This is a genomic window from Pontibacillus salicampi (genome assembly GCF_042434395.1).
Lineage (GTDB): Bacteria > Bacillota > Bacilli > Bacillales > BH030062 > Pontibacillus > Pontibacillus salicampi.
Window position 1 is genome coordinate 493,900 of the sequence record NZ_JBHLTP010000003.1, and the last position, 25,012, is coordinate 518,911.

Here is a 25,012-nt window from a genome sequence, read left to right on the forward strand (position 1 = left end):
GAGGAATGAAAATGAGATTATATACTAAAACCGGGGATAAGGGACAGACGAGCATTATTGGTGGAAGGGTCGATAAAGATGACGTACGTGTCGAAGCATACGGAACGGTCGACGAAGTAAACAGCTTCGTCGGAAAAGCAAGGGCAGAATTAGCTGGTAAAGCAGCGGATAAACAAGTAGATGAAGAGCTGGAACGAATTCAGCATGAGTTGTTTGATTGCGGTGGAGATCTTGCTAACAAACAATCTAATCGTCCCTTCAAGCTTGAGGATACTAGTGTAAAGTGGCTTGAAGAAAGAATGGATTTCTATGTGGAGGAGACTCCTGACTTAAAGCGGTTTATTCTGCCTGGAGGGAATGATGCTGCTGCAACGCTTCATATAGCAAGAACTATAACGAGAAGAGCAGAACGGTTAGTTGTCTCTCTTATGAAGGTAGAAGATACTTCTGCGGTATGCTTGCAATATTTAAACCGCTTATCTGATTACTTTTTTGCGCTGAGTAGGTATGTTAATTATGCAAATAGTGTAGCAGACGTAGAGTATGTTCGGAGCGAAGAGGTATTCCGCAGCAAACAGAGTAAGCAGGAGGAATGAGAAGATTTGTCATGCTAGCTCTTTGGATAGCATTAGCTGCTATGGGTGGCATACTGAAAGTGCCTGTTGGATTTGGTAGTATAGCTCTCGATTCTGCGCCAGCTATACTTGCATCTCTATTTCTCGGTCCTATGGCAGGAGGCTTGGTGGCTGGAGCGGGGCACTTCCTTTCTGCATTAACAGGAGGGTTTCCTCTCGGGCCTTTTCATCTTATTATTGGTCAGACGTTTTATATAACCATCGCTCCATCTTTATTGATTGGAGCACTATGTAATATTGGTGTAACGATACTAGTCCTTCCTAAATTACAAGCGAATTTCAGCGCGATTTATAAAATGGAGGGTTGATGAATGAGAGATGGACAAATATTACCGTTAGACGAAACATATAATCTCGTCATTACGTCAGATAATGCGGCTAACATTGGAGAGCAGCAGCTAGACCAAATTAAAGCACCATATTCCATCGTTGCCTTATCCTTGTGTAGGGTGGCAATCATGGAAGGTATGGCGCTTGGTGGAGTTCCGGTAGCTGCACTTCTCTTTAATTTTTCAGATCATAAAGTATGGGATGTATTCGTGGAAGCTATTCAGAATATGACCGCTTCATTAGGTTACTCGGTTCCCATTACGGGTAGTACAGAAACGAACTTTCCTTTACCGCAATCTGCATTTGGTCTCTCCATCATTAGTAAAGTACCAAAGCATGCAAGCTTCCAGCGAAATACGCCTAATCATGCTGCGTTTGCTGTTATTGGCGAGCCGCTAGTGGGAGAAGAAGTGCTAACAAAACAAGAGGATATGGCGCCATTAAGGTTATTTCAACAGCTGTTAAACAATGAGCACGTTTATGAAATCCTTCCTGTCGGCTCCAGAGGTATAGAACAGGAATTGAATACGGTGTTAGAGGATAATCATTTACCATTGGACAGAACCATAATGGCAGAAGTAAATGTTCAAAAATCAGCAGGACCATCCAGTTGTTTTATTATTTCGTACAATAAGGAACGGGAAGAGGAAATTCAATTAATCTCGGGAAATTATTTTCATTCTCTTCTATTAGTAGATTAAAAACTACTATCTCTGGGATTTGAACGTTCCTTTTAGCGTTGATTGGGCTGGAATTACCAAATCTCACATGGAAAAACGAATGAGGATTTTACATATGTAAGAAGGAAATTGTATCAGAAAGGCACAATAAAGCTCCCATTCCTTTAAGCGGAAAGGGAGCTTCAGCATCCAATAAGTTTGGGATATGGTGGTCGTTTTAGTTCATTTCTATGAAAAAGCACTGCTAATACTATCAATTAATCCGCTAATCAGCTTGCCGATAGCGCTGATAAAAGTGGAAAAGAAGTTACCGATACTATTCCAGAATCCTTCGTCGTTTAACAGTTCCTTTACGTTGGCAGTTATATCGTTAAGTTGCTTTTGTACTTGACCAAAATCAATGTTTAAGTTTCTTATTTTATCAAAGAGGTCTGTTAGAAGCTTTATATTCTCATCACTTAATTGAATATTTAAGGAGTTGAGCTGTTCTTTAACAATTTGCTCTACTTCTTCTCTAGTTGCAGGATTTTGATTGGCTATTTCTTTTTTAATTTCTGTAAGCAGCTCGCTAACTTTCTCTTGATCCATCCCAGATTGCTCAGCGAGTTTTGTAGCGACATCCAGTTCCTCGCTAGCAACTTTCATTCGGTCTTCATTAAGCTTGGCACCTTTAGAATCATATGCTTTATATATACCAGTTAATGCTGAATGGCCGCTAACTTTGACTGGGGAAGCTACATCCACAACTGCATCCTCCACACCCGCAGTTAATAGGGCGTTAGCATACATTTCTTTTGTAACTTGTGTAATATTATCAGGGGTTACGAGATTTACGGTAAGCCCTGTACCTGTCTCCTGTGGAGTGATTTTCACAGAGGAGAACATTCTGGAATTAGCATTTCCACCAATATAATTGGCGATATCCTGTCCATTTACACGAAATTCATCTACGTTTTCTCTATTTTGTACCTCTAGTAATTCACGAACCTCTTCTTCCTGGGAATCAGATAATGTTTCGCCATATACTGCGATAGGTACTCCTAACTTCTCATTTATTCCTTCATTATTACTAGTGGAGGCAAAACTAGCAGAATTGCTCCCTAGTCCTATTACTAGCAATATTGTGAACAAAATGGATATACATTGTTTCATTTTGTATTCTCACCCTTTATCATTTCACTTTATTCCTTCTAGAGTTTATTATACTTAGTTTGACGTACAAAAGAATCCAACTAGAGGCTTAGAGCTCCTTTGTACTTTTAATAGTACGATGGTTTTATATGGTTAGTATGGAAATTTATCATAAATGTAGATTGGAATAGATCACATCCTTTACGGACATATCATAATTGTTCTGACCTCTATATCTTATCACATAGAATACGCTGACTGCTTTCTTTCAACCATAAAAAAACAGGATGACGATAAGGGGACGTCAGCCTGTTTTTTAGGAAAGGGTTTATTGGTTATATTGCAGCCCGAATTGAAGAGGGTACTGTCCATCAATGGACACTGATAGTTTACCGCCAGGTTGTTCACCAAAAAGTACGTCCACTGCTTTTAAGATGGAAGAATCAATAGGCGATCCCCATCTATCGAGTGCATAAGTAGCAAGGTAAGCGTTAACTTGTGGGAAATGCTTAATATCATAAGGTAATCCTAAAGATATCGCGACTACTGGCTTGTCTAGCTTCACTAACGCATTCACCAGTTTTCTTTGTCCTTCTGGTAAGCTGCTGGACGAAAAGGTAGCTACAATGATTCTATCTACGTTTTGCGCCTGATTCAATGCATGCTTTATCTCTTCTTCCGTAGGGTTATCTGTATTTGTCAAACAAGTTGTAACGGTACCACTTGTATGCCGTTCTATTGATTTAGCAATATTTAGCACATGTGTGTCCTTAGAATATATAATGGGTCCTACCACGAGTGTCGTTTCGCTTGCTTGGTTTGAGAAAGGAAGTGCCCCATCATTTCGAAGCAATGTAATGGATTGGTTGGCGATTTCCCTAGCTGCTTGTTTATGAGAAGGTTCATTTGTCACTTGTTTAGCTTCAGAAGGAGAAGTATATCTATCTGCAAAGAGTTGGTAGTCCATTTTTTTCATGAGAATTCGCTCTAAGGAATGGTGAATTCGCTCATGGGAGAGAGCACCCGTTTTATATGCTGTTAATAGTGTTTCATAGGTTTCTATTTGTTCATCAAAGCTTCCAGTAGCCATGACAATATCTGCTCCTGCTTGAACTGCCATCACAGCCGCTTGTCCAGCACCAAAATGTTTTTGGATAGCGTGCATACTCATAGCGTCCGTAACAATAATTCCGTTAAATCCTAATTCTTCACGTAGTAAACCGGTTAATACTTTTTTTGATAAGGTTGCTGGTAAGTCTGGGTCAATCGCTTCAATGATGACGTGAGCTGTCATAATAGAATCGACACCGGCATCAATGGTTCGTTGGAAGGGTGGCAGGTGTACAGATGCTAATGTTTCCTTACTGTACGTCACTTTGGCAAGACCGAGGTGAGAGTCTACCTCCGTATCGCCATGTCCAGGGAAATGTTTAGCGGTTGCCATGACTCTATTGCTTTGGTGCCCCAATACCATGGCTTCAGCCATATCGCTGACTAGTGATGTTTGTTCACTAAAAGAGCGAACACCTATCACAGGATTAGAGGGATTCGTATTCACATCCGCTACAGGAGAGTAATTCCAATTGAATCCGATTGCTCTTGCTTCTTTGGCGATAATGCTGGCAGCCTTTTCAGCCAATGCCGGCTGCCAGGTAGCACCTAATCCCATCTGCCTTGGAAAGGCTGTTCCGTCTGTGACGTGTTGAGCTACACCGTATTCCAAATCAGTGGTAGTGAACAAAGGAATCGGCAACCTTGTCTCGTACGCCCATTTTTGTAATTGATTATTATATTCCGCTAGACTACTGCTGTCACTAGAACCATATATAATGACAGACCCTACCTTATATTTTTGTATAAGCTTTTTTGTAAGCTCGTTAGGCATTAGGTTCTGTTCGTCGTGTGTAGAAGGCATAACAAGCTGTCCTATTTTTTCCTCCGGCGTCATTTGGGATAGTAGGAAGCTCGTCATTTGTTTCTTAGTTTCTTCATTTTGTGAATGAAAGTTCTTGATGTCCTCTTTCTCTAAAGGCTGATTATTTACTTTAGAAGGAGAAGAAAATTGTGACTCCACCTTGGTTTGTTCAGGTTTACTATTATTATTCAGCCTACTCACCTTATCACTCCTTTAGTAATGGATGACTAAAGTATTAGCCGGTTAAGGAAATCTATGTCCACTAAACTATGGTGCATGAGTGGGGTACATTCCATATGGCTACACTTTACCTCTTATCTAGCATCCTACCAAAATTATGTAAAATAAGATATTTTTTCACATAAACTAGTTGAAGGTAACGTTACGTCACCTTGTAAAGTATAGGGTAACAACTAGTATAGGAGGATTTTAAATGAAGAAGAGTATATGGGATAACGGTAGTATGAGGGATAGAGATGGGATATTATTGTTATTTCTTTGTTTGGTACTAGTGCCAGTCGGGATTGAATATGCATTTCATGCCTGGCTTTTACATATGCTGCAAGATGAATTGTATGCTGGTACCATTACAGGCTTTGTTATGGCTGTCGTATTTGTAATGGGAGTGTATTATATAGTGCTACGACCTAACCGAATCGGATGGTCCAATGTTGGGATGAGTGCTTTTTCTAAACAGTATTGGAAGTGGATTGTATTCTGGATATTAGCAATACTTACTATCAGTACCATTATTGTTATAATAATGGACCTCTTGCAGCTAGGAGTAGAAAATAGTAAAACAACCGCTTTAACTACGGATTGGAACTGGTTTCGCTTCGGTGTAGGCATCCTATCAGCTGCTGTGATTTCACCTGTTTATGAAGAAATCTTTTATCGGGGATTTCTATATAAATGGTTTCGCTCCAAGTGGGGCGTTGCTGGTGGTGTGCTGGGAAGTTCTATTATCTTTACTATAGCTCATATTCCAACCTATAACACTTTACTTATCAATTTCATCTCTGGTGTCGTTTTTTGTTGGACATATGAGCAATCTAAATCGGTAATCCCCGCTATTATTATCCATGGAGCAATGAATGGGATTGCAATCATAGTAACTTCTCTTATGCAATGAAAATAGCTTCCATCTTCGTAAGCAGCATTTGAATTTGGTTAATACCATGGAAGCTTCAGCTGTAATTTATAATAGCCCCTAATCTCCTACTATTCATAAACAAAGCTGAGTTCAGATAACTCAGCTTCTCCTTGATTACTTTATTGCTTAATAAGGTAGTCAGCATACTGTATTGGTAAAGATAAAGGGCGGTTGTCAGCTGCTCCATTTGTAGGGAAGGGGAGGGGATTGACTTCAAAAATCCACAGCTTTCCTGCCTTATCTAATCCCAAGTCAATACCAAAGTCGGCCATATGGAATGAGGAACGGTCGAAGGTATGGCATATTTCTCTAGCTAAATGAAGAATAGATTGTTCTATGTCTCCCATTGTTGCTTGATCATAAAGTCTGGAGTTAAGAAACCCTTTTAATAAATACGCAGAGATGGATTTAGGGATAACGACAGAACTATTGGTAGCAATTCTGAATAATAGCAGAGATTGTTCCCACTCTCCAGCCCCATTTTTGTTCATGTTTGTTCGGATATCTGTTACCTGTTCTCCTTGGGAAATGGTTTGGATTTTTTGCTGCAGGACGTATTCTCCATTTCCATACTGTGTACATAAATAGTGTTGAAATTCTTTCGAAGGAGTGAACCATTTTCTGGTAACATCTTTTTCATTGGTAACAAACATTTCACTATAACCGCTGTCCTTCTTGTTAATGCGAACAATCCCCTGGCTGCTATCCCCCATAATAGGTTTAATTAAAAAATCCTTATAGGACTCCATGAAATAGTTTATATCTTCAACAGACCTGCATATTCTTGTCTCGGGCAAATGGGGATATAAATGCTGATTACGGGATAGAATCATCCAACTTTGCCATTTATCAAATATAAAGTCGTTAAAAACAATAGCACCTGACGCTTCTTTTATTTTACGAATAAATACGGGAGAAGCTTTGCATTGTATAAAAATGACTCTTGGTATCGGAAATGTCCCTATGACCCATTCGTTTTGATTGTGGTCATACCTTTCTCCAGCCACTAGTTGATGGTGGAAATCTACTAAATGTGATTCAAATCTAATGAATGTACGATTTATCGAAGACGTGTTGATTCTCTCTGAAAGTCTTAATCGTAAACCAGGATAGTGTTCCTCTGACACACAAAAGCCAATATAATCCTCCAATATAATCCCTCCAATCCTTCATAGAAAAACCACCAATAAGGAGGTGGTTTTTCATGCTTTAAAATACCTCTGTTGCCGAGATGGAAATAACTCCTGATAATCCAAGCAATTCAAGGTTAAGAGTAATAGGCTCAATTGTTGGACAGGGAATTCCATTCAGGATGATTGTTCCTAAGGTGCCAAGGTCCACTTCTACGCCGTTTAGAATGGGTGCTGGAGTAACTAGAACTGGATCAGATATAATTTCTACCCCATTTAAGACACCTGTTACTTCTACCTGACAAAAAGTAGGCGCTCCCATACTATACCTCCTTCTATAATGAGACCATAGGTATCTGTATTGGCCTTATTATTACAATATGAAAGAAGAGGGAAGCCGGTTGTACCATTTGCTTATTCTTGAAGCAAATAGGCGCTTAGAACTGCTCTTTACAGATTGTCTTATATGAAATTGCTGTTAGTAAAAAACCACCAACATGTTGGTGGCTTCTAGCATTTAAGGCACTTCTGTTACGTTAACTACAATAGTTCCTACTGCCAATCCTAATAGGTTTAACTCTATAACAACTGGGTCAATAGTAGGGCAAGGGATTCCGTTTAGGGTAATGGTACCAACCCCATTTAGTAAGTTTACCTGTACGTTATTTAATATATCAGCTGGTAACACTAAAAGAGGGTCTGCGAGCAGCGGCACTCCATTAATATCACCAGACACGTTTACTTCACAAAAGCTAGGTGCGCCCATATTGTACCTCCTTCCAATAATGTGTACTAGGGCTTTTGCTATGTCCCTATTATTACTATATGGAAGAAAAAGGGGGATTGGTTGTACTTCTGTGTAGTTTCGAGAAAATAGGCTGGTGGTATAAAGATTACATAAGAATACTAAGTTAGCTAGCTTATGTCTGCTTTCTACCATGAACATTCGGAAGGTGGTTAAGGAATCTCTCGTACTTCAACCATTATGGTACCGACTAAATTGGAGCCTAGATTTAAGTTTATAATAATAGTAGGGCAAGGAATCCCGTTCAGAGTAATCGTACCTAATCCATCAATCAGGACGACCTCTATATTGCTTATTATACCTCCAGGTGACACTAATTTAGGTTCAGCAATTGTTAATATCACCTCGTACTGTTACCTCATAAAAGCTTGGAGAACCCATTTAGTGCCTCCTCTCCAATATGGAATAAAGGGCTTTTATTATTTCCCTATCCATACTATATAAAAGTAAAGGAAGGTCGGGTTGTACTAGTACACAAGTTATTTTAAATAGGCAGTAATTCATATCTATTTTATGATTGGTCTTGTTGGTTCCTTCCACTTCCCATTCTAAAAACACGAGCTTTACCAGTGTAATTCTTCGTGACATTTTTCGTGTCATATATGACCTTTGCATGATCTAGTAGGAATTGGATGGGGATGGAGGAGTGGTCGGTATGGATAAGAACACAATCGATGGATGCTAACGTCTGTACGGTGAGTGGTGTACTGTAATGAACCTTGTCTCCAATTGTGAGAAGTGGTACATACGGATCATGGTACGATATTACAGCTTGTTTCTGTTGTAATAATGTGAATAAGTCCAGTACTGTTGATCCTTTAATATCCGGATAATCTTTCTTATAGGTGACACCTATTACTAGTACTGTTGTATCTTTCAAGCCTGATTCAGCTGTTGACAGAGCTTTTGGCAGCTGTGAAACAATATGCTGAGCCATTTGGCCATTAATTTCCTTGGCAGCCTCTATAAACTTGCTCCTTTTTCCAGCTTTACTTGCAATCCAATTAAGGTAAAGCGGATCAACAGGAATACAATGACCGCCAATACCTGCACCCGGATAAAACGGAGCAAACCCAAAGGGCTTTGTTTTAGCTGCATCAATCACTTCCCAAATATCTAATTGAAGTGCATCACAAAGAATGGCAAGCTCATTAATAAAGGAGATATTGATAAGTCGATAACTATTTTCCAGCAGTTTGGTCATTTCAGCAATTTCAGTAGAGGATACAGGGACTACTGTACTAAACATGGTGGAATACAGGGTGGAAATTTTGCCTAAACAGTCATTGGTTGTGCCACTTACGAGCTTCGGGATCTCTTTCAATGTATAATCTGATCCAGGATCAATTCTTTCAGGTGAATATCCGACAAAGATATCTTTACCAACTCGAAGACCGCTCTTCTCTAAGATTGGGAGCATAACCTTTTTTGTAGTACCAGGATAAGTGGAGCTTTCCAGTACGATTAATTGATTAGGCTGCAGGTAGGGGAGGAGAGCCTCTAAAGCATCTGTAACATGGTGTAAATCAGGCTCTTCTTGACGGAGGGGGGTGGGGACACAAATCAATACGGCACTGGCTTCTTTTACATAACAATAATGTGATGAGATGTGAAAGGCATCCTGCTGGATATACGATAGCAATTCTGGATAATGGTTTTTTATATTTGTCATTACACTATCAGGCTTCAGGTCTACACCGATTACGTCAAAACCTTGCTGCAAGCATAATAGAGACATGGGTAAACCGACATTACCTAAGCCGATAACAGCGATTTTGCTAATGGATGCATTCATTGATGCATCTCCCTCCTTCCATACTAGAAACCTATCAGTCTTTCTAATACATAATTCTTGTAAAAGGACTCCTTGTCATATACTAGTAGCTCTTCAGGATTACGAATAAAAGGGGCGCCCCATTCGTATTGGTCATAGTGCGAATGCCAGCCGATATTTTTTAAATCCAGCCTATATCTAGGTTTTCTTTCTGTGAAAATTTTTCGTTCTGCATGCTGTTGAGATCTCAGAGGATAATGCTTCAAGAGAAAATTAAAAGGAGCCACCCTCCTGCCTTCAAACATAGCCTGATGACCGCCATGCACAGCAAGGCTCACTTTATTATCTGTCTTTTTCCACGTTTTAACTTGACCGCTGATGTACACACCAATCTCAAAATGACGAAAGTGCTCCTCGAAATTTCCGCTAATAAAATGATCGTTTGTAGGAGAGAAGTTCAATACAGTGTGATCTATAGCATTGTAACCTAAAGAATCAATATACTGGATACCCTCCTTTAGGTTTAGGTCAAACCAAGGCGATTCTCTTATTTCATCAGCGTCACAATGAATGAACCAATCAGCATTTAGAGTGGCTGCAAGGATTTCTTTCCTGTGTAAAATCTCTAGGAAGTGAAATTTCTTCTGGGCATTATTTTTGGAAGGATAGGATTCATATCCAATTATATGAGGATCATCTCTAAAGGTTTGTATGATTTCCAGCGTACGGTCGGTGGACCAATTATCTATCACATAAACATAGATATCCTGTTCAATAAGTTTATTTAAGGAGTATTCAATAATGTCTTCTTCGTTATATACAGCCATGAGAGCAATAACTTTAAAAGAACTATTATTTATGGGAGCTCTATAATTATGAGTGTTTCCTATAATACCAACGATTCGTTTATTTCCTGTATCTGTGTATGAATATCCAACGAATTGTGCGTTACAGTTGTAATGGTCCATCATAGTTTTGAACGTATCAATATCTCTCATTCCGGGTGAAGTGTCTGTAGGTTCACATTTTGTAATCAGCCCTATCGATGCATGGTTCATTGCTGTATTAAATGCTTCAAATACGTATTGGGGATTATTCATCGTATCAATTGTATCTAAACACACAACCATAGAATGCTTTAATACTGATTGGTGTATGGGAAGCTGCTTCTGTTGATTAAAGGTAAAGGGGACTAGTTTTAGTGTGGGAGAAGAAACCGTACCTGACTTGCTCCATTCCTCAAACTGATCTAAACATATAACAGTGTGTCGATTGGATAACTGCTTAAGTATTTTCATATGTTTGCAACCTAAAAAAATTAGCCTAGAACAATTATTTCTAACTGCATGCTCCTCAATTAAAGAAATAATGTCTCTGCTCTTTTCCATTGATGCAGATTTAGGTAAGTGATCCTCCTGATCAAATCTATCCATCATGTAACCCCCACATATGAGTAGCGTGAAAAATACGTTCCTACATATCATATGTAAGCATTACTGTTAAGTAACATTTAACCGCCTAATAAGGGATAGAAAGTAAACTTCAATTGGGAAAGACAGCACATCAAAGAAGTACTGATTCACCATTATTTGTACAGCCGCCACAGAATAGAAACTGCTAGTTTAACAATGCCTGTAGCAGCTAATATTTAGAATCAATTATTTGATGAGCTTAAACGCCTCTCCGATGAGAGGATTAGTTACATGTTCATGCAATTAGTATCAAAAAATCCCTTAAATAGGATATTTTTATCCTGCATAAGGGATTTTATACTATGCGGGTGCGATTTCATACACAAGGCAGCTAATGATTACAGTCTATTAAGTTATTAAAATACAATAGATAACAATTGTCGTTTTATATAGGCTGTGTTAATCTGAAAATAACCATAGGGGGTGAAATATATGGAGGTACTTTGTGAAGTGGCTAACTGTGTATATAACCTCGAAGGAGAAAAGTGCGGAGCATCTGAAATTTCCATAATAAGTGAAGTAGGCAAAACAGCTTCTTCCCAACAAGAAACTGATTGCCAGACCTTTGAACCACAAGAAAATTAAGTTGTTGTTTAAGAGTAGCCATTTTGGCTGCTCATTTTTTTATCTCTTGATAAAGAGTATCATTATCAGTCATAAGATGTCAATTGATAATCAGATGTATTAGGTAATTGCTAAAGCGTCCTGACACTTGGTAAGAAGAACAGTTGAATTTAGAGATAGGGGTAAGGTAAAATGACCATTTAAGAAAGTATTTTCCATTATTATATATGTTCAACAAGAACTAACAGAGCCAATAGGTAAAAGCGAGGTGACCTGACATATGGAACTTTCAGAACTTAAAGAATATGTTCAAGCCTTGGAGGAAAAGCTGCTAACTCCAGAGGTTCGAACGAATGAAACAGAGTTGGGCAAGCTGCTAGGTCCTACCTTTTTTGAATATGGTATATCTGGAGTGATATGGCACAGAAAGGATTGTGTTAAGCCAAACGGTATTAATGTAAGAGATATGCATCTTTCCCAATTCGACGTTCAGCTGCTAGCACCCGATGTCATTCTTGCAACCTACCAACTTAATGATCGAACAAGAGGGGAAACGTCTTTACGCAGCTCTATTTGGAAAAGAACAAACCATACATGGCAAATGATTTTTCATCAGGGAACGAAAGCAAAATAAATCTATGCAGTACACAAACTATTTTGTTTATTTTGTGTTAGCTCGTTTTATGTTGGATTTAGGAAGAAAGGTGTCATGGATTGCTTTGGCTTGGTTCGTGTATGAAATATGGAGTATTAGGTGATCTTATTGGGGCCTCGAATACTATATTCTTATCGGGGATTTCTACTATTCTACTAGGTATTACGATATTTTTTTCAAAATCACTTTATTTTAGTAGTGAGGATGTAGGAGGAGAGAATGGTGATTATACCTTCCATGACGTTTAACCATAAAAGCCTGTCATATACTATTAGGAGTGCTGTGCCCGATGATGCGAGACAGATGTCCAAGATAAGAAATAGGATAGACATGGAAACAAACTATCTAGATCGAGAACCAGGAGAAGCATTTTTAGATGAAATAGGATTTAGGAAACTGATAGAACAAGATACTATTAAAGAAAAGAATTTATGTTTAGTTGCTGAAGTAGAAAATAGGTTAGTAGGTTTTTCTAGATGTGAAGGAACCGAGTTGAAAAGATTACATCACAACATTGAATTTGGAGTAGGGGTACTACGAGATTATTGGGGATTTGGTATCGGAAAGCATTTACTCCTTCAATCCATTGCCTGGGCGGATAATAATAATATCCTTAAGATTAATTTGCGCGTTCTTGAAACGAATATAAAAGCAATCCACCTGTATAGAAGGTATGGATTTAATATAGAAGGATTACTTAAATTTGATAAAAGGCTATCGGATGGAAAATTTTATAACACCATTATTATGGGAAGATGGAAAGATGATGTTTCATAGCATTCATGAACAATACATAAAAATGGACTAATAAAGACGGAGGTTTGTTTTTGAAGCGGTTTGTTATATATTTTACGACAACACTGGTAATTGGGTTACTGTTTTTAGGCCTGATTGTAATGGAATTTCGAATCGAAAATCACTACCGAGATCAGTTCATGGTGGTACCTATGGTCACTGCAAATACCGTTCTTCCCATTATTATGGGAATAGTACTCGGTGCTCCCAGGCTCTACCATACTGTTACAAAAGAAGGAGTGTGGAGGTATGATTGGGTGAAGGTGCTTGCTATTAGTCTGCCTCTTCTATATGTTACTATGCTACCTCTGTTAACTATTTTAGGTATAATGCCAGGGGTACTTTCACCACCGTGGCTGTTCCAATCTGCCGACTCTTATCTTCCAATATCAGGATTGATTTTAGGGTTCACTGTAATTAGCAATCTCTATAAAAGATAGTTAAAGAAAGAGGAGGATAATGGTGAGTATCATACAAATTCTGTTAGGAGTCGGAGTTGTATTCTTCATTATATTTATATTGGCTATTGCCTCTGTGAACAAATAATAGTATTCACCATAGGAATCCTGCCATAACCAACGTTGTATAAGGATGTCATTTATGAAGAAATATATATCAGTATTAGTAGTTGCCATTCTTTTGACCATCATGAGTGGTCTTCTGGATGGTACAGAGGTGAAAACGGAAGAAGAGTTACAGGAGTACTATGCTCATGCATCATAAGGGGAGATTAGATTAGGATATCCCTTCCCTTTTTTAACAATGAATCGGTCTAATTTAACCCCGCCTTTGCCATATACATTTGGATTTGAATACGAGAAAGCTGGCAAAATAGACTATAGGTTGTTTCTTTTAAACATTACTACCTATTTTATAGGTATATGGACTGTTCTTCTTATAGGGAAAGTATGGAAGGTGAATAGGTTTGGTTGAAAGGGTGATACAATGGAAAAAGATAACCCGATTCTCATAGTTGGAGCAGGGCCAACTGGGCTGGCTATGGCATTAACTCTATGGAAAACCGGAGTCTCATTTCGAATAATTGAGAAGCGTAGCGGACCAGGAGAAGCCTCCAGGGCACTTGTTGTCCAAGCTCGCATTTTGGAGCATTATCAGCAGCTAGGTTTTGCAGATAAGCTTGTAGAAGCTGGTATCCCTCTAACATCCGTCCACCTTAGAGAAGGTAATGAAGAAAAGGCTGCATTCAAGCTTTCCAATATGGGAAAAAGCCTAAGTCCTTTCCCGTACGTGCTAAGCCTGCCGCAAGATGTACATGAACAGCTGCTCGTAAAGGAATTGGAGAAAAGTGGCGTCCAAATCGAATGGAACACAGAGCTTGTTTCCTTTACCGATGAAGGAAACGAAGTTCATGCCATTCTAGAACAGAACGGGGAAGAGGAGCATATCAAAGCTGCGTATCTATGCGGATGTGACGGTGCACATAGTACAGTTCGTCATAGAATGAAGGTTGAATTTCCAGGTGGAACGTATGATCAGCTTTTCTTTGTCGCAGATGTAGAAGCAAACAGTGAAGAGCTGATAATGGGAGATTTTTATATGTATATGGATGGAGAAGGATTTCTCATATTTATGCCGGTCAGACGAAAAGGAATAATGCGTATTATTGGTATTGTTCCAGAACAATTTTCACAGCAGGAGGAAGTGGGATTTTGGGACATATATCCTTCTGTTAAAGAAAAGATACATGTGGATGTAACCAATGTGAATTGGTTCTCTAAGTATCGAGTCCATCACAGAGTTAGCGAACACTTTAAAAAAGGGAGAGTGTTTATTGCCGGCGATGCGGGGCACATTCATAGCCCGGCAGGTGGACAGGGAATGAATACTGGTATTGGAGATGCCATCAATTTAGCGTGGAAACTTGCCAGTGTGGTAAAAGGGAAAGCTGCAGTCACCTTATTAGATACGTATGAAACGGAGCGGATTGGATTTGCCAAAACCCTTGTTTCAACTACGGATAAGGCTTTCACCAATATAATTGGTAATCACCTGCGAGGGCGCCTTATTAGAACTATAGTGTTTCCGTATGTAATACCATTTTTGCTTGGTTTTTCCTTTGCTCAGAAGGGAGCATTTAAAACATTATCTCAAACTAGAATCCACTATCAGGATAGCGACATAAGTGAAGGAGAAGCTGGTAATGTAAAAGCAGGTGAACGCCTTCCTTGGGTAGAGCTGGATTCTGGAGACAATTTCAAGCCACTACAGTCTTTTGATTGGCAGGTACATGTATATGGTGTAGTTGAAAAAAGGATGAGGGACTTCCTCCAATCTAAACACATCGACCTTCATGTATTTCCTTGGAGTAAAGAGATGGAGAAGGCGGGATTTAAGGAGCATGCAGTATATTTGCTGCGTCCAGATGGCTATGTGGCGTTTGCTGCGGAAGAACAAGATGTTCATAAGCTCGATGAGTATTTTACTCGTTTTACAATTCGTTCGTTATTCTCATGAATAGCATACTATTAACAAAGCCTGGAGTCTGCTCCAGGCTTTAATGGTACATATAACAACATAATTAAGAGAATAATTTCGGTATTTCTTTTATCATGGAAATAATACCCATATAAGACATCGCGATTACGATAATTACTCCAAAAATTGTCAGCCAAAGCGGGTGTTTGTAATCTCCAACTATTCTGGATTGATAAGCTGCTACTAGCATAACGCCTAATGCTAATGGAAGGATAAGACCATTCAAGGCACCTACTAATATAAGAATGCTGACGGGTTTTCCTACAGATACAAATACGATAGTGGATACTGCAATAAAACCAACAATAAACCATTTTTGCTGCTTTTCAATCGTCTTACTAAATGTCTTAATAAAGGAAACGGAAGTATAAGCTGCTCCTACAACAGAAGTGACAGCAGCAGACCACATGACAATCCCGAAAATTTTATAACCAATGGTCCCTGCAGCTGCTTGGAAAACAGATGCAGGCGGGTTAGCTTCATCTAGAGTTATCCCTTGTGCTACAACGCCTAGTGCTGCCAGGAATAAGAATATGCGCATGATAGAAGCAATTCCTATGGCGGAAATAGCACTTCTGTTCACGTATCCTAACGACTCTTTTCCTTTAATACCAGCATCTAGGAGTCTATGCCCTCCAGCAAAGGTTATATAGCCCCCAACGGTTCCACCTACTAGCGTAATGATGGCCATGATATCAATCGTGTCTGGAGCGACCGTCCTAGCCGCTGCTTCTCCGATAGGCGGCTGGGCTGTAAACATTACATATACTGTCAAACCAATCATTACAAAGCCTAATATTTGAGCAAAGCGGTCCATTAGTCGATTTGCTTCTTTGACAAGGAATATTCCTATTGCTACTACACCACTGAAAAGGGCACCCATTTTAGGAGACATATCGAATAGCACATTTGTCCCAAGACCTGCACCAGCAATGTTTCCGATATTAAATGCTAAGCCTCCAGCTACAATTAAAAAGGATAAGACAAAACCAAGGCCGGGGAGTAGGTTATTGGCTATATCCTGAGCGGGTTTACCACTAATGGAAATGATACGCCATATATTTAATTGTGCACCTATATCGATGATGATGGAAATAAGGATAACGAAGCCAAAGCTTGCTGCTAGCTGCTCTGTGAAATAGGTGGTTTGGGTTAGAAATCCAGGTCCAATGGCAGATGTTGCCATTAAAAAAGCAGCTCCTAATAATAACCTCAGTTTTGCTCGTTTGTCCATATGCTACACTCCTTGGTTGTGTGATTAAAGAAATTGATTAACTGGTTGCACATTTATGTTTGCTTCCTGTAATGCAGCCTGAATGTAGCGTGCAAAATCTAAAGCATGAAGTCCGTCGCCGTGAATACAAATAGTGTTTGCTTCAATATCGACATCTACACCTTGCAAAGAGTGGACTTTGTTATCCTTAATCATTCGTATAACTTGGTTTACAGATGTTTCCTGATCAGTTATCAACGCATGCTCCTCTCTTCTGGAGGTAAGGGAGCCATCGTGTTGGTATGTTCTGTCGGAGAATACCTCACTAGCAGTACGGAGCCCACGTTCCTTCCCGGCATTGTATAATTCCTGTCCGGCAAGTCCGAATAAAATTAAACTGGGATCCACATCGTAAACAGCATCAGCAATTGCTTTAGATAAGGATGGATCTTTAGCGGCCATATTATATAAAGCCCCGTGAGGCTTTACATGCTGTAAGCTTCCTCCTTCTGCATGGGAGATGGCCTGTAATGCTCCAATCTGATAGAGAACGATATCGTATGCCTCCTCAGGCGAAATATCCATCGGCCTTCTGCCAAAGCCTACTAAATCATCTAAGCCTGGATGAGCACCTATTCCAACATTGTGCTTCAAGGCTAATTGGACTGTTTTTCTCATAGTTGCTGCATCACCGGCATGGAAGCCGCATGCTATATTTGCAGAGGTAATGTAGGGCATTATTTCCTCATCTCGCCCCTTTGTATAGGTGCCAAAGCTTTCTCCCATATCACAATTAATATCCACCTTATGCATATTGCTTCCTCCTAACGTGACTTCGTTTTTAACTGTATTCCTTGTATTAGTTCTTGTATTTTCTTTTCCCTTTGCAAATAGAGTTCCTGCGCTTCATCCAATGATATCTCGGTAAATCGAATCGTAGAGCCTGGCTTTATTTGGCCGATTATGGGTAAGTCTACACTTGCAATTTGAGCAATTTTTGGATAACCCCCAGTGGTTTGTCGGTCAGCGAGCAGAATAATAGGTTGACCATTAGACGGTACTTGAATCGTTCCAAATGCCACCGCCTCGGAAAGTAACGACGCTTCATTATCTCTGTATAGGGAGGTCCCTTCTAATCGATACCCCATTCTATCTGATTGTGTACTGATAGTGTAGGAAGAGGTAAGGAAATCCTCCTTACTTTTAGCCGAGAACCATTCATATTCTCTCCCTTTTATCACTCTAACTTCTTGCTGTTCATTAAAGTTAGGGGCAAAATCGGAGGCAACATACCAGTCCATTTCTAAAAACGCGTTCCCATTCGCCTCTTTCGCCAATTCAGCAACCCTTTCTTGGGCAATATCTGAAGGTGAGCCAGTAGAAAGGAGATCTTCACTTTGTAATCCTCTCCCTTCAAACCCTCCAATACCAGCTCTTAAATAGGTAGATTTACTTCCCATAACAATAGGCACATCAATAGACCCGGCAATAGCTAAGTATGCTCGGCAACCTTTTTTGGCTTGTCCAAAAGTGAGGACACTGCCTGCTTTAACATACACAGGACGCCACTGCTTGACAGCCTTTCCATTAATAGAGGGAGATAAATCACCACCACTAATGGCAATGAGAGCATCAGATTGGAACTCAAGCTTTGGGCCGGCTAACGTCATTTCCAATACTGCTTCATATTCATTATTTCCGACTAGAAGGTTGGTAATTCGTTGAGCAATAGGGTCCATTACACCGCTAGCAATGATCCCCTGTTTCTGATACCCGATACGCCCTTTGTCTTGAATGGTGGTTAGGAGACCTGTTTTTAGTACTTTAATCATAACGAAGCCTCCTTTATGTATTGATTGTATTCCTCTTTGGAAATAGAAGTGAATTTAATCTTATCCCCCGCTTGTAATAAGGTAGGGGACTGCTCGGAAGGTTCAAATAAGGCTAATGGAGTTCTGCCAATTAGTTGCCATCCACCTGGAGTTTCAATGGGATAGACTCCGGTTTGCTTCCCTGCAATCCCAACAGAGCCAGCAGGAATGTGTAGTCGTGGAGATTCTTTTCTAGGAGTAGCAATTTCCTCAGGCATTCCTCCTATGTAGGGAAATCCTGGAGCAAATCCTATCATATAAACAAGATAATCCCCATTGGTATGATAACGGATTACCTCTTCTTCGCTAACTTGATTGTGTAAAGCTACCTCAGCAATATCTGGTCCTAGCTCTCCTCCGTAGCAAACTGGTATTTCAACAGTCCTTGTTTCACCAGAACTAGAAACTTCTAATGTACCCAATACTTGTTCCAGTTTACGAGAAACGCCCTCGTAGGGAAGGGAGATAGGTTCCTTACTAGATTCCATAACCGCGAGGGGGTCATAAAACACCGTAACAGTAGTAAAAGCTGGAATATATTCTGTCATCCAACTGAATGGGGTTTGATTTAAGTAAGCTGATACCCGTTTAACTTTTTCATGAGTATTCAGATTAATTTCTTCTCCTAATTCAATAACAATTGCGTGATCTCCAAGTGGTGATAATTGGAATTGCATGACAATCCCTCCTATTTTATTGCATTTAAAATATTATTGTAAGAAAATTGTTTATTTTCTCATGTTATCTTACTTTTTTTTGTTTTTCAAATGTAAGGAGATGGAAGTTTGGATAGAGTTTATTACTAATGAAAAAATCCTGCTATGTTATTCATAGCAGGAGGGGGAGGATAGAGAAATCTTTGTATTTCTGCATAGAGAAGGCTGTTCCTCTTGTTTATGTTCTAAAACTATAAATTCGTTTAAGCCTATTTGACAGCGGACTTATACAACAAAGCTCCCATTCCTTTAAGGAACGGGAGCTGCCATCCATAATAGCTTCTTGAGTTTCCTTCAACTTGCTGAACTGCTGCTACAAGCTAACAGACCACGTTATTTTACTTCTTTTGAAACCCTTCTTGGTCCAGATAATCAACTGCTTCGTTATAGGTTGGGAAGGAGGCATCTAGCATATCGTCAGCATAAATGTTAAACAATCCGAAATCATATACAAGCGTTAATACCTGGTATTCTTGGTTGATATAGTCCTCTTCTAACCCCAGGAAATCCTTTTCTTCCGGATCAACAGATAAGGAATCGATAGAGGCACGCACGATTGTAATTAGTTGTTCTTCTGAGTAGTCGCGAATATTGACCATACCTCGTTCATCGGTTTCATACCCATCCACTAGCTCAGCAAAAACAAAGCCATTACCGTTTGGGTGAAGGTGATAGACAACATTCTTCTTATCTATAGCGCTATCCTCAAAATGATAATTAATTCTTCCCAGAGAAATTTCTCTTCTTGTTAATTCTGTAAAGGTATCTAATATATTTTGCTTTTCTTCAAATGTCAGCATAGGTCCTCCGTTTGGTGATGTCATTAGCTTCATCATTATAACATTGTAAGGGTATCGTTCCAAATACGATAGAAATAGTTTAATTCTTGTCAAGGAAAGGTAAAGAATTGCATCAGCTCAGAATGTAAGAGGAGAGGATGTATATGGAGTTACGCAAGGCTAGACCTTCTGAATTACCTAAGCTTTCTATCAGCTTATTGTTAATAGGCTTTATCGTTATCGGTTTTGGTTTTTACTTGTTTGGGGAGCTTGCAGAAGACGTGTTAGAGGAGGAAAAATTCGCAATAGACCAAGTAGTTCAGAACCAAGTAAACAGCTTCCAAACTCCTTGGCTTAATACTGCCTTCCGTTATATAACGGAGGCCGGTTCTGTGTTATGGTTAACGATTGTTTCCGTCATTATTGCCGTGTTCTTACTCTTTTCTTCTAACAAAAGTATGTGGAATGTTATATATTTTGCCATTGGGATGCTTGGAATTAGTTTAATGACTAAACTACTCAAGGTAGGATTTGAAAGACAAAGGCCTGATGTATTGGATCAATATGATGGAACAGGCTTTAGTTTTCCTAGTGGACATGCTACAGGTTCGTTACTGTTATATGGGTTTCTCATCTACTTTGTTTCCCTGTCTCCATGGAATCGGATTTGGAAAACGATAGTAAATATCATGTTAACAGTGTTGATACTTTTAATTGGTTTAAGTCGAGTATATCTAGGAGTTCATTATGTAACGGATATTGCTGCTGGCTTCCTACTGGGGTTATCATGGTTAATTATGTGTATTATAGCAATAGAAATTACAGTTTGGAGAAAAAGAAAATGAGGATGGTAGGGGATGTCTATATAGAACAGCCTTTTTTCTGGATGAAAGGAAGGAAATGAAGTATGCATCTCGAAGTACATAGTAACACCTTATAGACGGGGGAGAGAAATTATGTACGAATTAAAAACGAAGGAAAACGATAATAGTGTAATTGAGTTTATAGAAGCAGTAGAAAGTAAACGGAAAAAGGAAGATGCCTACCGTTTGTTAGACATGTTTACTAATATTAGTGGGTACCCGGCTAAAATGTGGGGGCCTAGTATAATTGGATTTGGGAGCTTCCATTATCAATACGAGTCAGGCCATGAAGGTGATGCACCGCTTGTTGGATATTCCCCGAGAAAAGCTAAAATAAGCCTTTATCTAGAAAGTGGAGATCCTAATCGAGAAGAACTATTAGAGAAGCTAGGCAAACATTCAACAGGGAAATCATGTCTATATGTTAATAAGCTAGCTGATATCGATGAAGAAGTGCTGAAGGAATTAATCAGAAGCTCCATCGCTTTTTCCAACCAAAGCAAGTAAGGTTTATGTGGTAAATGTTTTCTTCATAGCCTGCTTTTATCAACGAAAAAGGAAGGGCCAGTTATGGGTGAACTGGCCCTCCTTATATTAATTAGATGAAATTTCCTTAAATACTTCCTTCACTTTTTCCACTGTATAATGACTGCCGCCCTTTTCTCTTACATCCTCAATCATCATAGATACGAGTAAGTCAGAGGAACCGGTATCCCAAGCTACAAACCAGCCATTTTCTTTCCCTTGCTCTCCTTGCTCCGTTTTCAGTTCTGCTGTACCCGTTTTACCAGCTAAGGAAATTCCCTCTACCTGTGGATTGTAAGCTGTTCCAGATGGGTTAGTCACAACCTCTGTAAGTCCTTGCTTAATGATAGCTGCGGTATCCTTACTTATGACATTTTGATGCCAAGCCTTGTTTGTTTCGTCCTTCTTCAATAATACAGGTTCCAATAATGTCCCCTCTGTGATGAACGGAGTGTAGGAAAGGGCGAGGTGCAGCGTACTCATTTCTACTTCCCCTTGGCCATATCCGGTGTCGGCTAGTTGAATTTCATTTTGGAAGCCATTCTCCCCGGTAATTTGGGACGAGGTAATAGTATATGGGAAGGGGATGTCCTCTGCAAATCCAAATGGCTTTGCCCCTTTCAAAAACGAGCTTTCTCCCACTGAAAGAATAGCTTTGGCGAAATAAATATTATCAGAGCGATACAGCGCTTCTGCTAGGTTGACAGCATTATCAGAGCTTGCGCTTTCTACACGATTGACTGAATAATCTCCCCACCCATCCTTAGAGAAGGAGCGTCCATGGATAGAAACCTCCTCAGAGGGAGAGATAGCATTCGATTCCAATCCAATCGCTGCTGTAATCGGCTTGAACGTAGAGCCGGGGGCATAGCTTTGTCGAAATCGGTTTGTTAATGGCTTCTTTGGATTACTCTTTAAAGCATTGTATTGGTTATTATTCATGCCTAAAATAAAGGAATTAGGATCATAGGCTGGGGAGCTGACTAACGCCTCCACCGTACCTGTCATCGGATTAATAGCTGCTGCTGATCCTGCGTCCTGGGCCATCTGCTTATAGATGGCTTTCTGGATAGAAGCGTCAATTGTTAATGTCACATCTTCTCCATTGACGGGATTTTGTTTTGCGAGAGTTTTCTTCTGCTCTCCTTCTTTTGTTTCAATATATACTTTGCCCCCAGGAGAGCCCTTCAACTTATCTTCTAATAATAGCTCCAATCCGGCTTTTCCAACTACAGAATTCTTGGTGTATCCTTTATCTTTCCATTCTTTTAACTGTTCAGCGGTGATAGGACCAACATAGCCTGTTAGATGAGCAGCAGCTTTCCCTTGTGGATACACCCTAGCTGGTTTAGTGGGCATTTTTGTACCGTTTAGAGGGCGGATTTTTTCAATAAGCTCCTCTGAGTCTCTAGGTATGGAGGTGAGCGGAACAAATGAATTTTCCTTTACCCATGATTGATTCAATTTGCTATTGATATCCTCAACAGACATATTTAATAACTTGGATAGTGTTTGTTTAACTTCTTCCTTATCCTCTTTCATCCATTGAGGGACTAGTCCAACTTCTACTACTTCGCCATTTACTGCTAACCCTTTTCCGTTTTTATCATATAGCTGCCCACGGTTAGGGGCTTCCGATTCTGCTTTGACAACGTCACCCTTTTCCATGGAGGGGAAAATCATATCTGGACTCCAGCTGATTGACCACTTATCCTGATCTTCCCCTTCTTCATACACAAGGGAGGAAGCATGAGAAAAGGAAATCTTTCCTCCAAGCGTTTCCATACTACCTTCGTAGTCAAAAGAAGGAGAATCCTCTTTTTTGTATGACATGTCTTCTTCTGGCAGGGTATATGACAGTTGTAATCCTTTCATTTCGATACCCTGATAAATTGATTCATATCTCTCGATGAATTCAGACTTGGAGATTGCCTGCTTGGATTCCTTGGAAATATGTTCATACATCTCGCCATATTGCTTCTTTTCCCATGCTTGTATGTAACTCGTAAAGGTTGTTTCAGGCTGCGGCTTATTAGAACATCCAATTACCAGTACAGCTATGGTAGCTAGGAATAAAATAGCTATTTTTTTCAATTAGGAAACCCCTCTCTTTAATCTGTTTATTAGAAATATATTCCTTATAATTGGTTCTATCATATCAGACATTTCCGAAACCCGAAATTATCTAAACCAACTAGCTTATCAGATGAGGCTCTATTACGTTTCTATTATATTCGACTGAAGAAAAGTTAGAAGAAGAGGAAGGTCAGGAAGACCATTGTTGATTAACATGATGGAGAGATGCTGGGGGAAATGAATTCGAGATACTCGATTATGAAGATAAAAAGGCGAGTTGAGTGATCGGGAAAGCACAGCTATCTGACCATTCTACTCGCCTTTTAGAAAAAACATAATACCCCGATTTCAAGTTTTCCTCATAAGAGCGGTACACAAATAAATGACAATGCCTTTCTCATAGGTTATGACTCTAACTCTCTCAAAATAGCTTCACATAGTGCCATCGTATGAACATTATCCCTGGCATTGGAAAGTGGAGTTTTATTTTGTTCACAGCAAGCAAGAAAATGCTTCATCTCTCCAACGAAACCTCTCAAATACAAATCCCTCATTGTTCCTGACATGGGAGAAGCTGAAGGAGTGAAAACGGTATCCATTTCCTCTAAGCTCTTCCACGGCAGATCTGTGAAAGATTGAGATTGGTGTGTACGAAGGGTGTTCAGTTCCTCGCTTTCAGCAAACCCGTTATTAAACGTAACTTGAACCTTTTCGCTTTCTCTTGACCAGGCTGTCATCCCAGAGAAATAGAGACTGCCTACTATACCATTATAACACTGTACCGTAAGACACTGAGAAATATGAGCTCCCTCACTATTATGGAATCCTTTCACGTTCGTCACTTCGCCGAATAAATACCGAACGAGATCAATCATATGTATAGCTGCAAATTGTAAATATTGCTCATTATTTTCACAAAATGGAGTGCTGTCTACAGCAAACCGAACCTCAAAGGATTTAGCTGTCCCAAGCTCTTCCTTTTCCATAAGAGTGCGAAGCGAATCATACACTGGAGCATACCGTTTCATAAATCCTACCATCACCAATACACCTGCTTCATCAGCTGCATCGGCAATAGCTTGAGCCTCTTGCTTGTTCATCCCAAGCGGTTTTTCAACAAATACATGCTTTCCTGCATTGATACAATCTATTACTAATTGGGCTTGATCTTGAGGCTGAGCCACGACAATCACCCCGTCGCAAGGTTCACTTTGTAGCATAGTGAGGTGATTGTCATACGCAACACCCTTGCTACCGAAACGGAGGAGCGTTTCTTGTGATCGATTCACATCTCTTGTAGCAATAGCTTGAATACAAGCACCTGCCTCTAATAAGGAAGGATAGATATTGGTTGTAGCGTGAAATCCTGCTCCTATAATACATATAGCTGGTTGTCTCATCGTCTTCTCCTTTTGTTATGTAGTCAAAGCTTCC

Annotated in this window: 27 protein-coding genes; 12 read left to right on the top strand and 15 right to left on the bottom strand. The window is 39.7% G+C overall.

All coding sequences use genetic code 11. The features are described 5' to 3' along the window. Positions 1–11 precede the first annotated feature (11 nt). The 3 genes from ACFFGV_RS03925 to ACFFGV_RS03935 are packed head-to-tail and all read left to right on the top strand — an operon-like array spanning position 12 to position 1,666. Positions 12–596 carry a cob(I)yrinic acid a,c-diamide adenosyltransferase gene (locus ACFFGV_RS03925; RefSeq protein WP_377345268.1) on the top strand — a complete coding sequence of 195 codons (585 nt, stop codon included), beginning with the start codon at positions 12–14 and terminating at the stop codon, positions 594–596. Then, entirely contained in the window at positions 593–943 is a 351-nt protein-coding gene (locus ACFFGV_RS03930; RefSeq protein ID WP_377345270.1) for an ECF transporter S component, read from the top strand. The genes ACFFGV_RS03925 and ACFFGV_RS03930 overlap by 4 nt, the downstream gene beginning before the upstream one ends. A gap of 3 nt (positions 944–946) precedes the next feature. Next, the gene (locus ACFFGV_RS03935) at positions 947–1,666 is read left to right on the top strand and encodes an ATPase (protein WP_377345271.1); all 720 of its coding nucleotides are present in this window, start codon (positions 947–949) and stop codon (positions 1,664–1,666) included. Positions 1,667–1,873: 207 nt separating this feature from the next. On the opposite strand, the gene ACFFGV_RS03940 is transcribed toward ACFFGV_RS03935, so the two are convergent. Both ACFFGV_RS03940 and ACFFGV_RS03945 read right to left on the bottom strand, forming a co-directional pair. Beyond that, positions 1,874–2,797, bottom strand: a complete 924-nt coding sequence (locus tag ACFFGV_RS03940) for a DUF1002 domain-containing protein (protein ID WP_377345272.1) — start codon at positions 2,795–2,797, stop codon at positions 1,874–1,876. Positions 2,798–3,104: 307 nt separating this feature from the next. Further along, entirely contained in the window at positions 3,105–4,892 is a 1,788-nt protein-coding gene (locus ACFFGV_RS03945) for a glycoside hydrolase family 3 protein (RefSeq protein ID WP_377345273.1), read from the bottom strand. 232 nt (positions 4,893–5,124) lie between these two features. Between ACFFGV_RS03945 and ACFFGV_RS03950 the strand changes: the two genes are divergently transcribed. After that, positions 5,125–5,823: a CPBP family intramembrane glutamic endopeptidase gene (locus ACFFGV_RS03950; RefSeq protein ID WP_377345275.1), complete on the top strand. Its 699-nt coding sequence runs from the start codon at positions 5,125–5,127 to the stop codon at positions 5,821–5,823. A gap of 140 nt (positions 5,824–5,963) precedes the next feature. Here the strand turns inward: ACFFGV_RS03950 and ACFFGV_RS03955 are convergent, their stop codons facing one another. The 6 genes from ACFFGV_RS03955 to ACFFGV_RS03980 form a co-directional block, all read right to left on the bottom strand. Then, the gene (locus ACFFGV_RS03955; protein ID WP_377345277.1) at positions 5,964–6,995 is read right to left on the bottom strand and encodes a YheC/YheD family protein; all 1,032 of its coding nucleotides are present in this window, start codon (positions 6,993–6,995) and stop codon (positions 5,964–5,966) included. A gap of 58 nt (positions 6,996–7,053) precedes the next feature. After that, positions 7,054–7,296: a hypothetical protein gene (locus tag ACFFGV_RS03960; protein ID WP_377345278.1), complete on the bottom strand. Its 243-nt coding sequence runs from the start codon at positions 7,294–7,296 to the stop codon at positions 7,054–7,056. 195 nt (positions 7,297–7,491) lie between these two features. After that, on the bottom strand, positions 7,492–7,740 hold the full coding sequence (locus ACFFGV_RS03965) for a hypothetical protein (protein ID WP_377345280.1): 249 nt from the start codon (positions 7,738–7,740) through the stop codon (positions 7,492–7,494). A 191-nt stretch (positions 7,741–7,931) separates the two neighbouring features. Next, on the bottom strand, positions 7,932–8,123 hold the full coding sequence (locus ACFFGV_RS03970) for a hypothetical protein (protein ID WP_377345281.1): 192 nt from the start codon (positions 8,121–8,123) through the stop codon (positions 7,932–7,934). 167 nt (positions 8,124–8,290) lie between these two features. Then, entirely contained in the window at positions 8,291–9,574 is a 1,284-nt protein-coding gene (locus ACFFGV_RS03975; protein WP_377345282.1) for a nucleotide sugar dehydrogenase, read from the bottom strand. A gap of 23 nt (positions 9,575–9,597) precedes the next feature. After that, positions 9,598–10,851 (bottom strand): glycosyltransferase family 2 protein, encoded by a 1,254-nt coding sequence (locus ACFFGV_RS03980; RefSeq protein WP_377345283.1) that lies wholly within the window; start codon positions 10,849–10,851, stop codon positions 9,598–9,600. 606 nt (positions 10,852–11,457) lie between these two features. Here ACFFGV_RS03980 and ACFFGV_RS03985 point away from each other — a divergent pair. The 6 genes from ACFFGV_RS03985 to ACFFGV_RS04010 all read left to right on the top strand — a co-directional run bounded on the left by ACFFGV_RS03985 (position 11,458) and on the right by ACFFGV_RS04010 (position 15,514). Further along, a complete protein-coding gene (locus ACFFGV_RS03985; RefSeq protein WP_377345284.1) occupies positions 11,458–11,610 on the top strand; it encodes a DUF1540 domain-containing protein in 153 nt (50 codons plus the stop codon). Positions 11,611–11,869: 259 nt separating this feature from the next. After that, a complete protein-coding gene (locus ACFFGV_RS03990; RefSeq protein WP_377345285.1) occupies positions 11,870–12,223 on the top strand; it encodes a nuclear transport factor 2 family protein in 354 nt (117 codons plus the stop codon). 240 nt (positions 12,224–12,463) lie between these two features. Then, positions 12,464–13,021 (top strand): GNAT family N-acetyltransferase, encoded by a 558-nt coding sequence (locus ACFFGV_RS03995; RefSeq protein ID WP_377345286.1) that lies wholly within the window; start codon positions 12,464–12,466, stop codon positions 13,019–13,021. 50 nt (positions 13,022–13,071) lie between these two features. Further along, positions 13,072–13,479 (top strand): hypothetical protein, encoded by a 408-nt coding sequence (locus ACFFGV_RS04000; RefSeq protein ID WP_377345287.1) that lies wholly within the window; start codon positions 13,072–13,074, stop codon positions 13,477–13,479. Between the two features lie 160 nt (positions 13,480–13,639). After that, positions 13,640–13,762: a hypothetical protein gene (locus ACFFGV_RS04005; RefSeq protein WP_377345288.1), complete on the top strand. Its 123-nt coding sequence runs from the start codon at positions 13,640–13,642 to the stop codon at positions 13,760–13,762. Positions 13,763–13,984: 222 nt separating this feature from the next. Continuing rightward, complete coding sequence (locus ACFFGV_RS04010) at positions 13,985–15,514, top strand: FAD-dependent monooxygenase (RefSeq protein ID WP_377345289.1); 1,530 nt, start codon at positions 13,985–13,987, stop codon at positions 15,512–15,514. Positions 15,515–15,578: 64 nt separating this feature from the next. On the opposite strand, the gene ACFFGV_RS04015 is transcribed toward ACFFGV_RS04010, so the two are convergent. The 5 genes from ACFFGV_RS04015 to ACFFGV_RS04035 form a co-directional block, all read right to left on the bottom strand. Then, a complete protein-coding gene (locus tag ACFFGV_RS04015; protein WP_377345290.1) occupies positions 15,579–16,769 on the bottom strand; it encodes an NRAMP family divalent metal transporter in 1,191 nt (396 codons plus the stop codon). A gap of 24 nt (positions 16,770–16,793) precedes the next feature. After that, complete coding sequence (locus ACFFGV_RS04020) at positions 16,794–17,561, bottom strand: LamB/YcsF family protein (protein WP_377345291.1); 768 nt, start codon at positions 17,559–17,561, stop codon at positions 16,794–16,796. Positions 17,562–17,572: 11 nt separating this feature from the next. Further along, positions 17,573–18,580: a 5-oxoprolinase subunit C family protein gene (locus tag ACFFGV_RS04025; protein WP_377345292.1), complete on the bottom strand. Its 1,008-nt coding sequence runs from the start codon at positions 18,578–18,580 to the stop codon at positions 17,573–17,575. After that, on the bottom strand, positions 18,577–19,296 hold the full coding sequence (pxpB, locus tag ACFFGV_RS04030) for a 5-oxoprolinase subunit PxpB (protein ID WP_377345293.1): 720 nt from the start codon (positions 19,294–19,296) through the stop codon (positions 18,577–18,579). The genes ACFFGV_RS04025 and pxpB overlap by 4 nt, the downstream gene beginning before the upstream one ends. Before the next feature lie 377 nt (positions 19,297–19,673). After that, the gene (locus ACFFGV_RS04035) at positions 19,674–20,135 is read right to left on the bottom strand and encodes a hypothetical protein (protein ID WP_377345856.1); all 462 of its coding nucleotides are present in this window, start codon (positions 20,133–20,135) and stop codon (positions 19,674–19,676) included. 143 nt (positions 20,136–20,278) lie between these two features. Between ACFFGV_RS04035 and ACFFGV_RS04040 the strand changes: the two genes are divergently transcribed. Continuing rightward, positions 20,279–20,959, top strand: a complete 681-nt coding sequence (locus tag ACFFGV_RS04040) for a phosphatase PAP2 family protein (RefSeq protein ID WP_377345294.1) — start codon at positions 20,279–20,281, stop codon at positions 20,957–20,959. Between the two features lie 111 nt (positions 20,960–21,070). Beyond that, positions 21,071–21,484, top strand: coding sequence for a DUF1801 domain-containing protein (locus ACFFGV_RS04045; protein WP_377345295.1), 414 nt, complete (start codon positions 21,071–21,073; stop codon positions 21,482–21,484). An 87-nt stretch (positions 21,485–21,571) separates the two neighbouring features. On the opposite strand, the gene ACFFGV_RS04050 is transcribed toward ACFFGV_RS04045, so the two are convergent. After that, positions 21,572–23,596 (bottom strand): penicillin-binding transpeptidase domain-containing protein, encoded by a 2,025-nt coding sequence (locus ACFFGV_RS04050; RefSeq protein WP_377345296.1) that lies wholly within the window; start codon positions 23,594–23,596, stop codon positions 21,572–21,574. Positions 23,597–23,982: 386 nt separating this feature from the next. Beyond that, entirely contained in the window at positions 23,983–24,978 is a 996-nt protein-coding gene (locus tag ACFFGV_RS04055; RefSeq protein ID WP_377345297.1) for a Gfo/Idh/MocA family protein, read from the bottom strand. Positions 24,979–25,012: the final 34 nt, after the last annotated feature.

Coding starts and splice junctions, on each gene's coding strand:
- ACFFGV_RS03925 (WP_377345268.1), top strand. CDS start 12: ATGAGATTATATACTAAAACCGGGGATAAGGGACAGACGAGCATTATT.
- ACFFGV_RS03930 (WP_377345270.1), top strand. CDS start 593: ATGAGAAGATTTGTCATGCTAGCTCTTTGGATAGCATTAGCTGCTATG.
- ACFFGV_RS03935 (WP_377345271.1), top strand. CDS start 947: ATGAGAGATGGACAAATATTACCGTTAGACGAAACATATAATCTCGTC.
- ACFFGV_RS03940 (WP_377345272.1), bottom strand. CDS start 2,797: ATGAAACAATGTATATCCATTTTGTTCACAATATTGCTAGTAATAGGA.
- ACFFGV_RS03950 (WP_377345275.1), top strand. CDS start 5,125: ATGAAGAAGAGTATATGGGATAACGGTAGTATGAGGGATAGAGATGGG.
- ACFFGV_RS03960 (WP_377345278.1), bottom strand. CDS start 7,296: ATGGGAGCGCCTACTTTTTGTCAGGTAGAAGTAACAGGTGTCTTAAAT.
- ACFFGV_RS03965 (WP_377345280.1), bottom strand. CDS start 7,740: ATGGGCGCACCTAGCTTTTGTGAAGTAAACGTGTCTGGTGATATTAAT.
- ACFFGV_RS03975 (WP_377345282.1), bottom strand. CDS start 9,574: ATGAATGCATCCATTAGCAAAATCGCTGTTATCGGCTTAGGTAATGTC.
- ACFFGV_RS03980 (WP_377345283.1), bottom strand. CDS start 10,851: ATGAAAATACTTAAGCAGTTATCCAATCGACACACTGTTATATGTTTA.
- ACFFGV_RS03985 (WP_377345284.1), top strand. CDS start 11,458: ATGGAGGTACTTTGTGAAGTGGCTAACTGTGTATATAACCTCGAAGGA.
- ACFFGV_RS03990 (WP_377345285.1), top strand. CDS start 11,870: ATGGAACTTTCAGAACTTAAAGAATATGTTCAAGCCTTGGAGGAAAAG.
- ACFFGV_RS03995 (WP_377345286.1), top strand. CDS start 12,464: ATGGTGATTATACCTTCCATGACGTTTAACCATAAAAGCCTGTCATAT.
- ACFFGV_RS04005 (WP_377345288.1), top strand. CDS start 13,640: ATGAAGAAATATATATCAGTATTAGTAGTTGCCATTCTTTTGACCATC.
- ACFFGV_RS04010 (WP_377345289.1), top strand. CDS start 13,985: ATGGAAAAAGATAACCCGATTCTCATAGTTGGAGCAGGGCCAACTGGG.
- ACFFGV_RS04015 (WP_377345290.1), bottom strand. CDS start 16,769: ATGGACAAACGAGCAAAACTGAGGTTATTATTAGGAGCTGCTTTTTTA.
- ACFFGV_RS04020 (WP_377345291.1), bottom strand. CDS start 17,561: ATGCATAAGGTGGATATTAATTGTGATATGGGAGAAAGCTTTGGCACC.
- ACFFGV_RS04025 (WP_377345292.1), bottom strand. CDS start 18,580: ATGATTAAAGTACTAAAAACAGGTCTCCTAACCACCATTCAAGACAAA.
- pxpB (WP_377345293.1), bottom strand. CDS start 19,296: ATGCAATTCCAATTATCACCACTTGGAGATCACGCAATTGTTATTGAA.
- ACFFGV_RS04035 (WP_377345856.1), bottom strand. CDS start 20,135: ATGCTGACATTTGAAGAAAAGCAAAATATATTAGATACCTTTACAGAA.
- ACFFGV_RS04040 (WP_377345294.1), top strand. CDS start 20,279: ATGGAGTTACGCAAGGCTAGACCTTCTGAATTACCTAAGCTTTCTATC.
- ACFFGV_RS04045 (WP_377345295.1), top strand. CDS start 21,071: ATGTACGAATTAAAAACGAAGGAAAACGATAATAGTGTAATTGAGTTT.
- ACFFGV_RS04055 (WP_377345297.1), bottom strand. CDS start 24,978: ATGAGACAACCAGCTATATGTATTATAGGAGCAGGATTTCACGCTACA.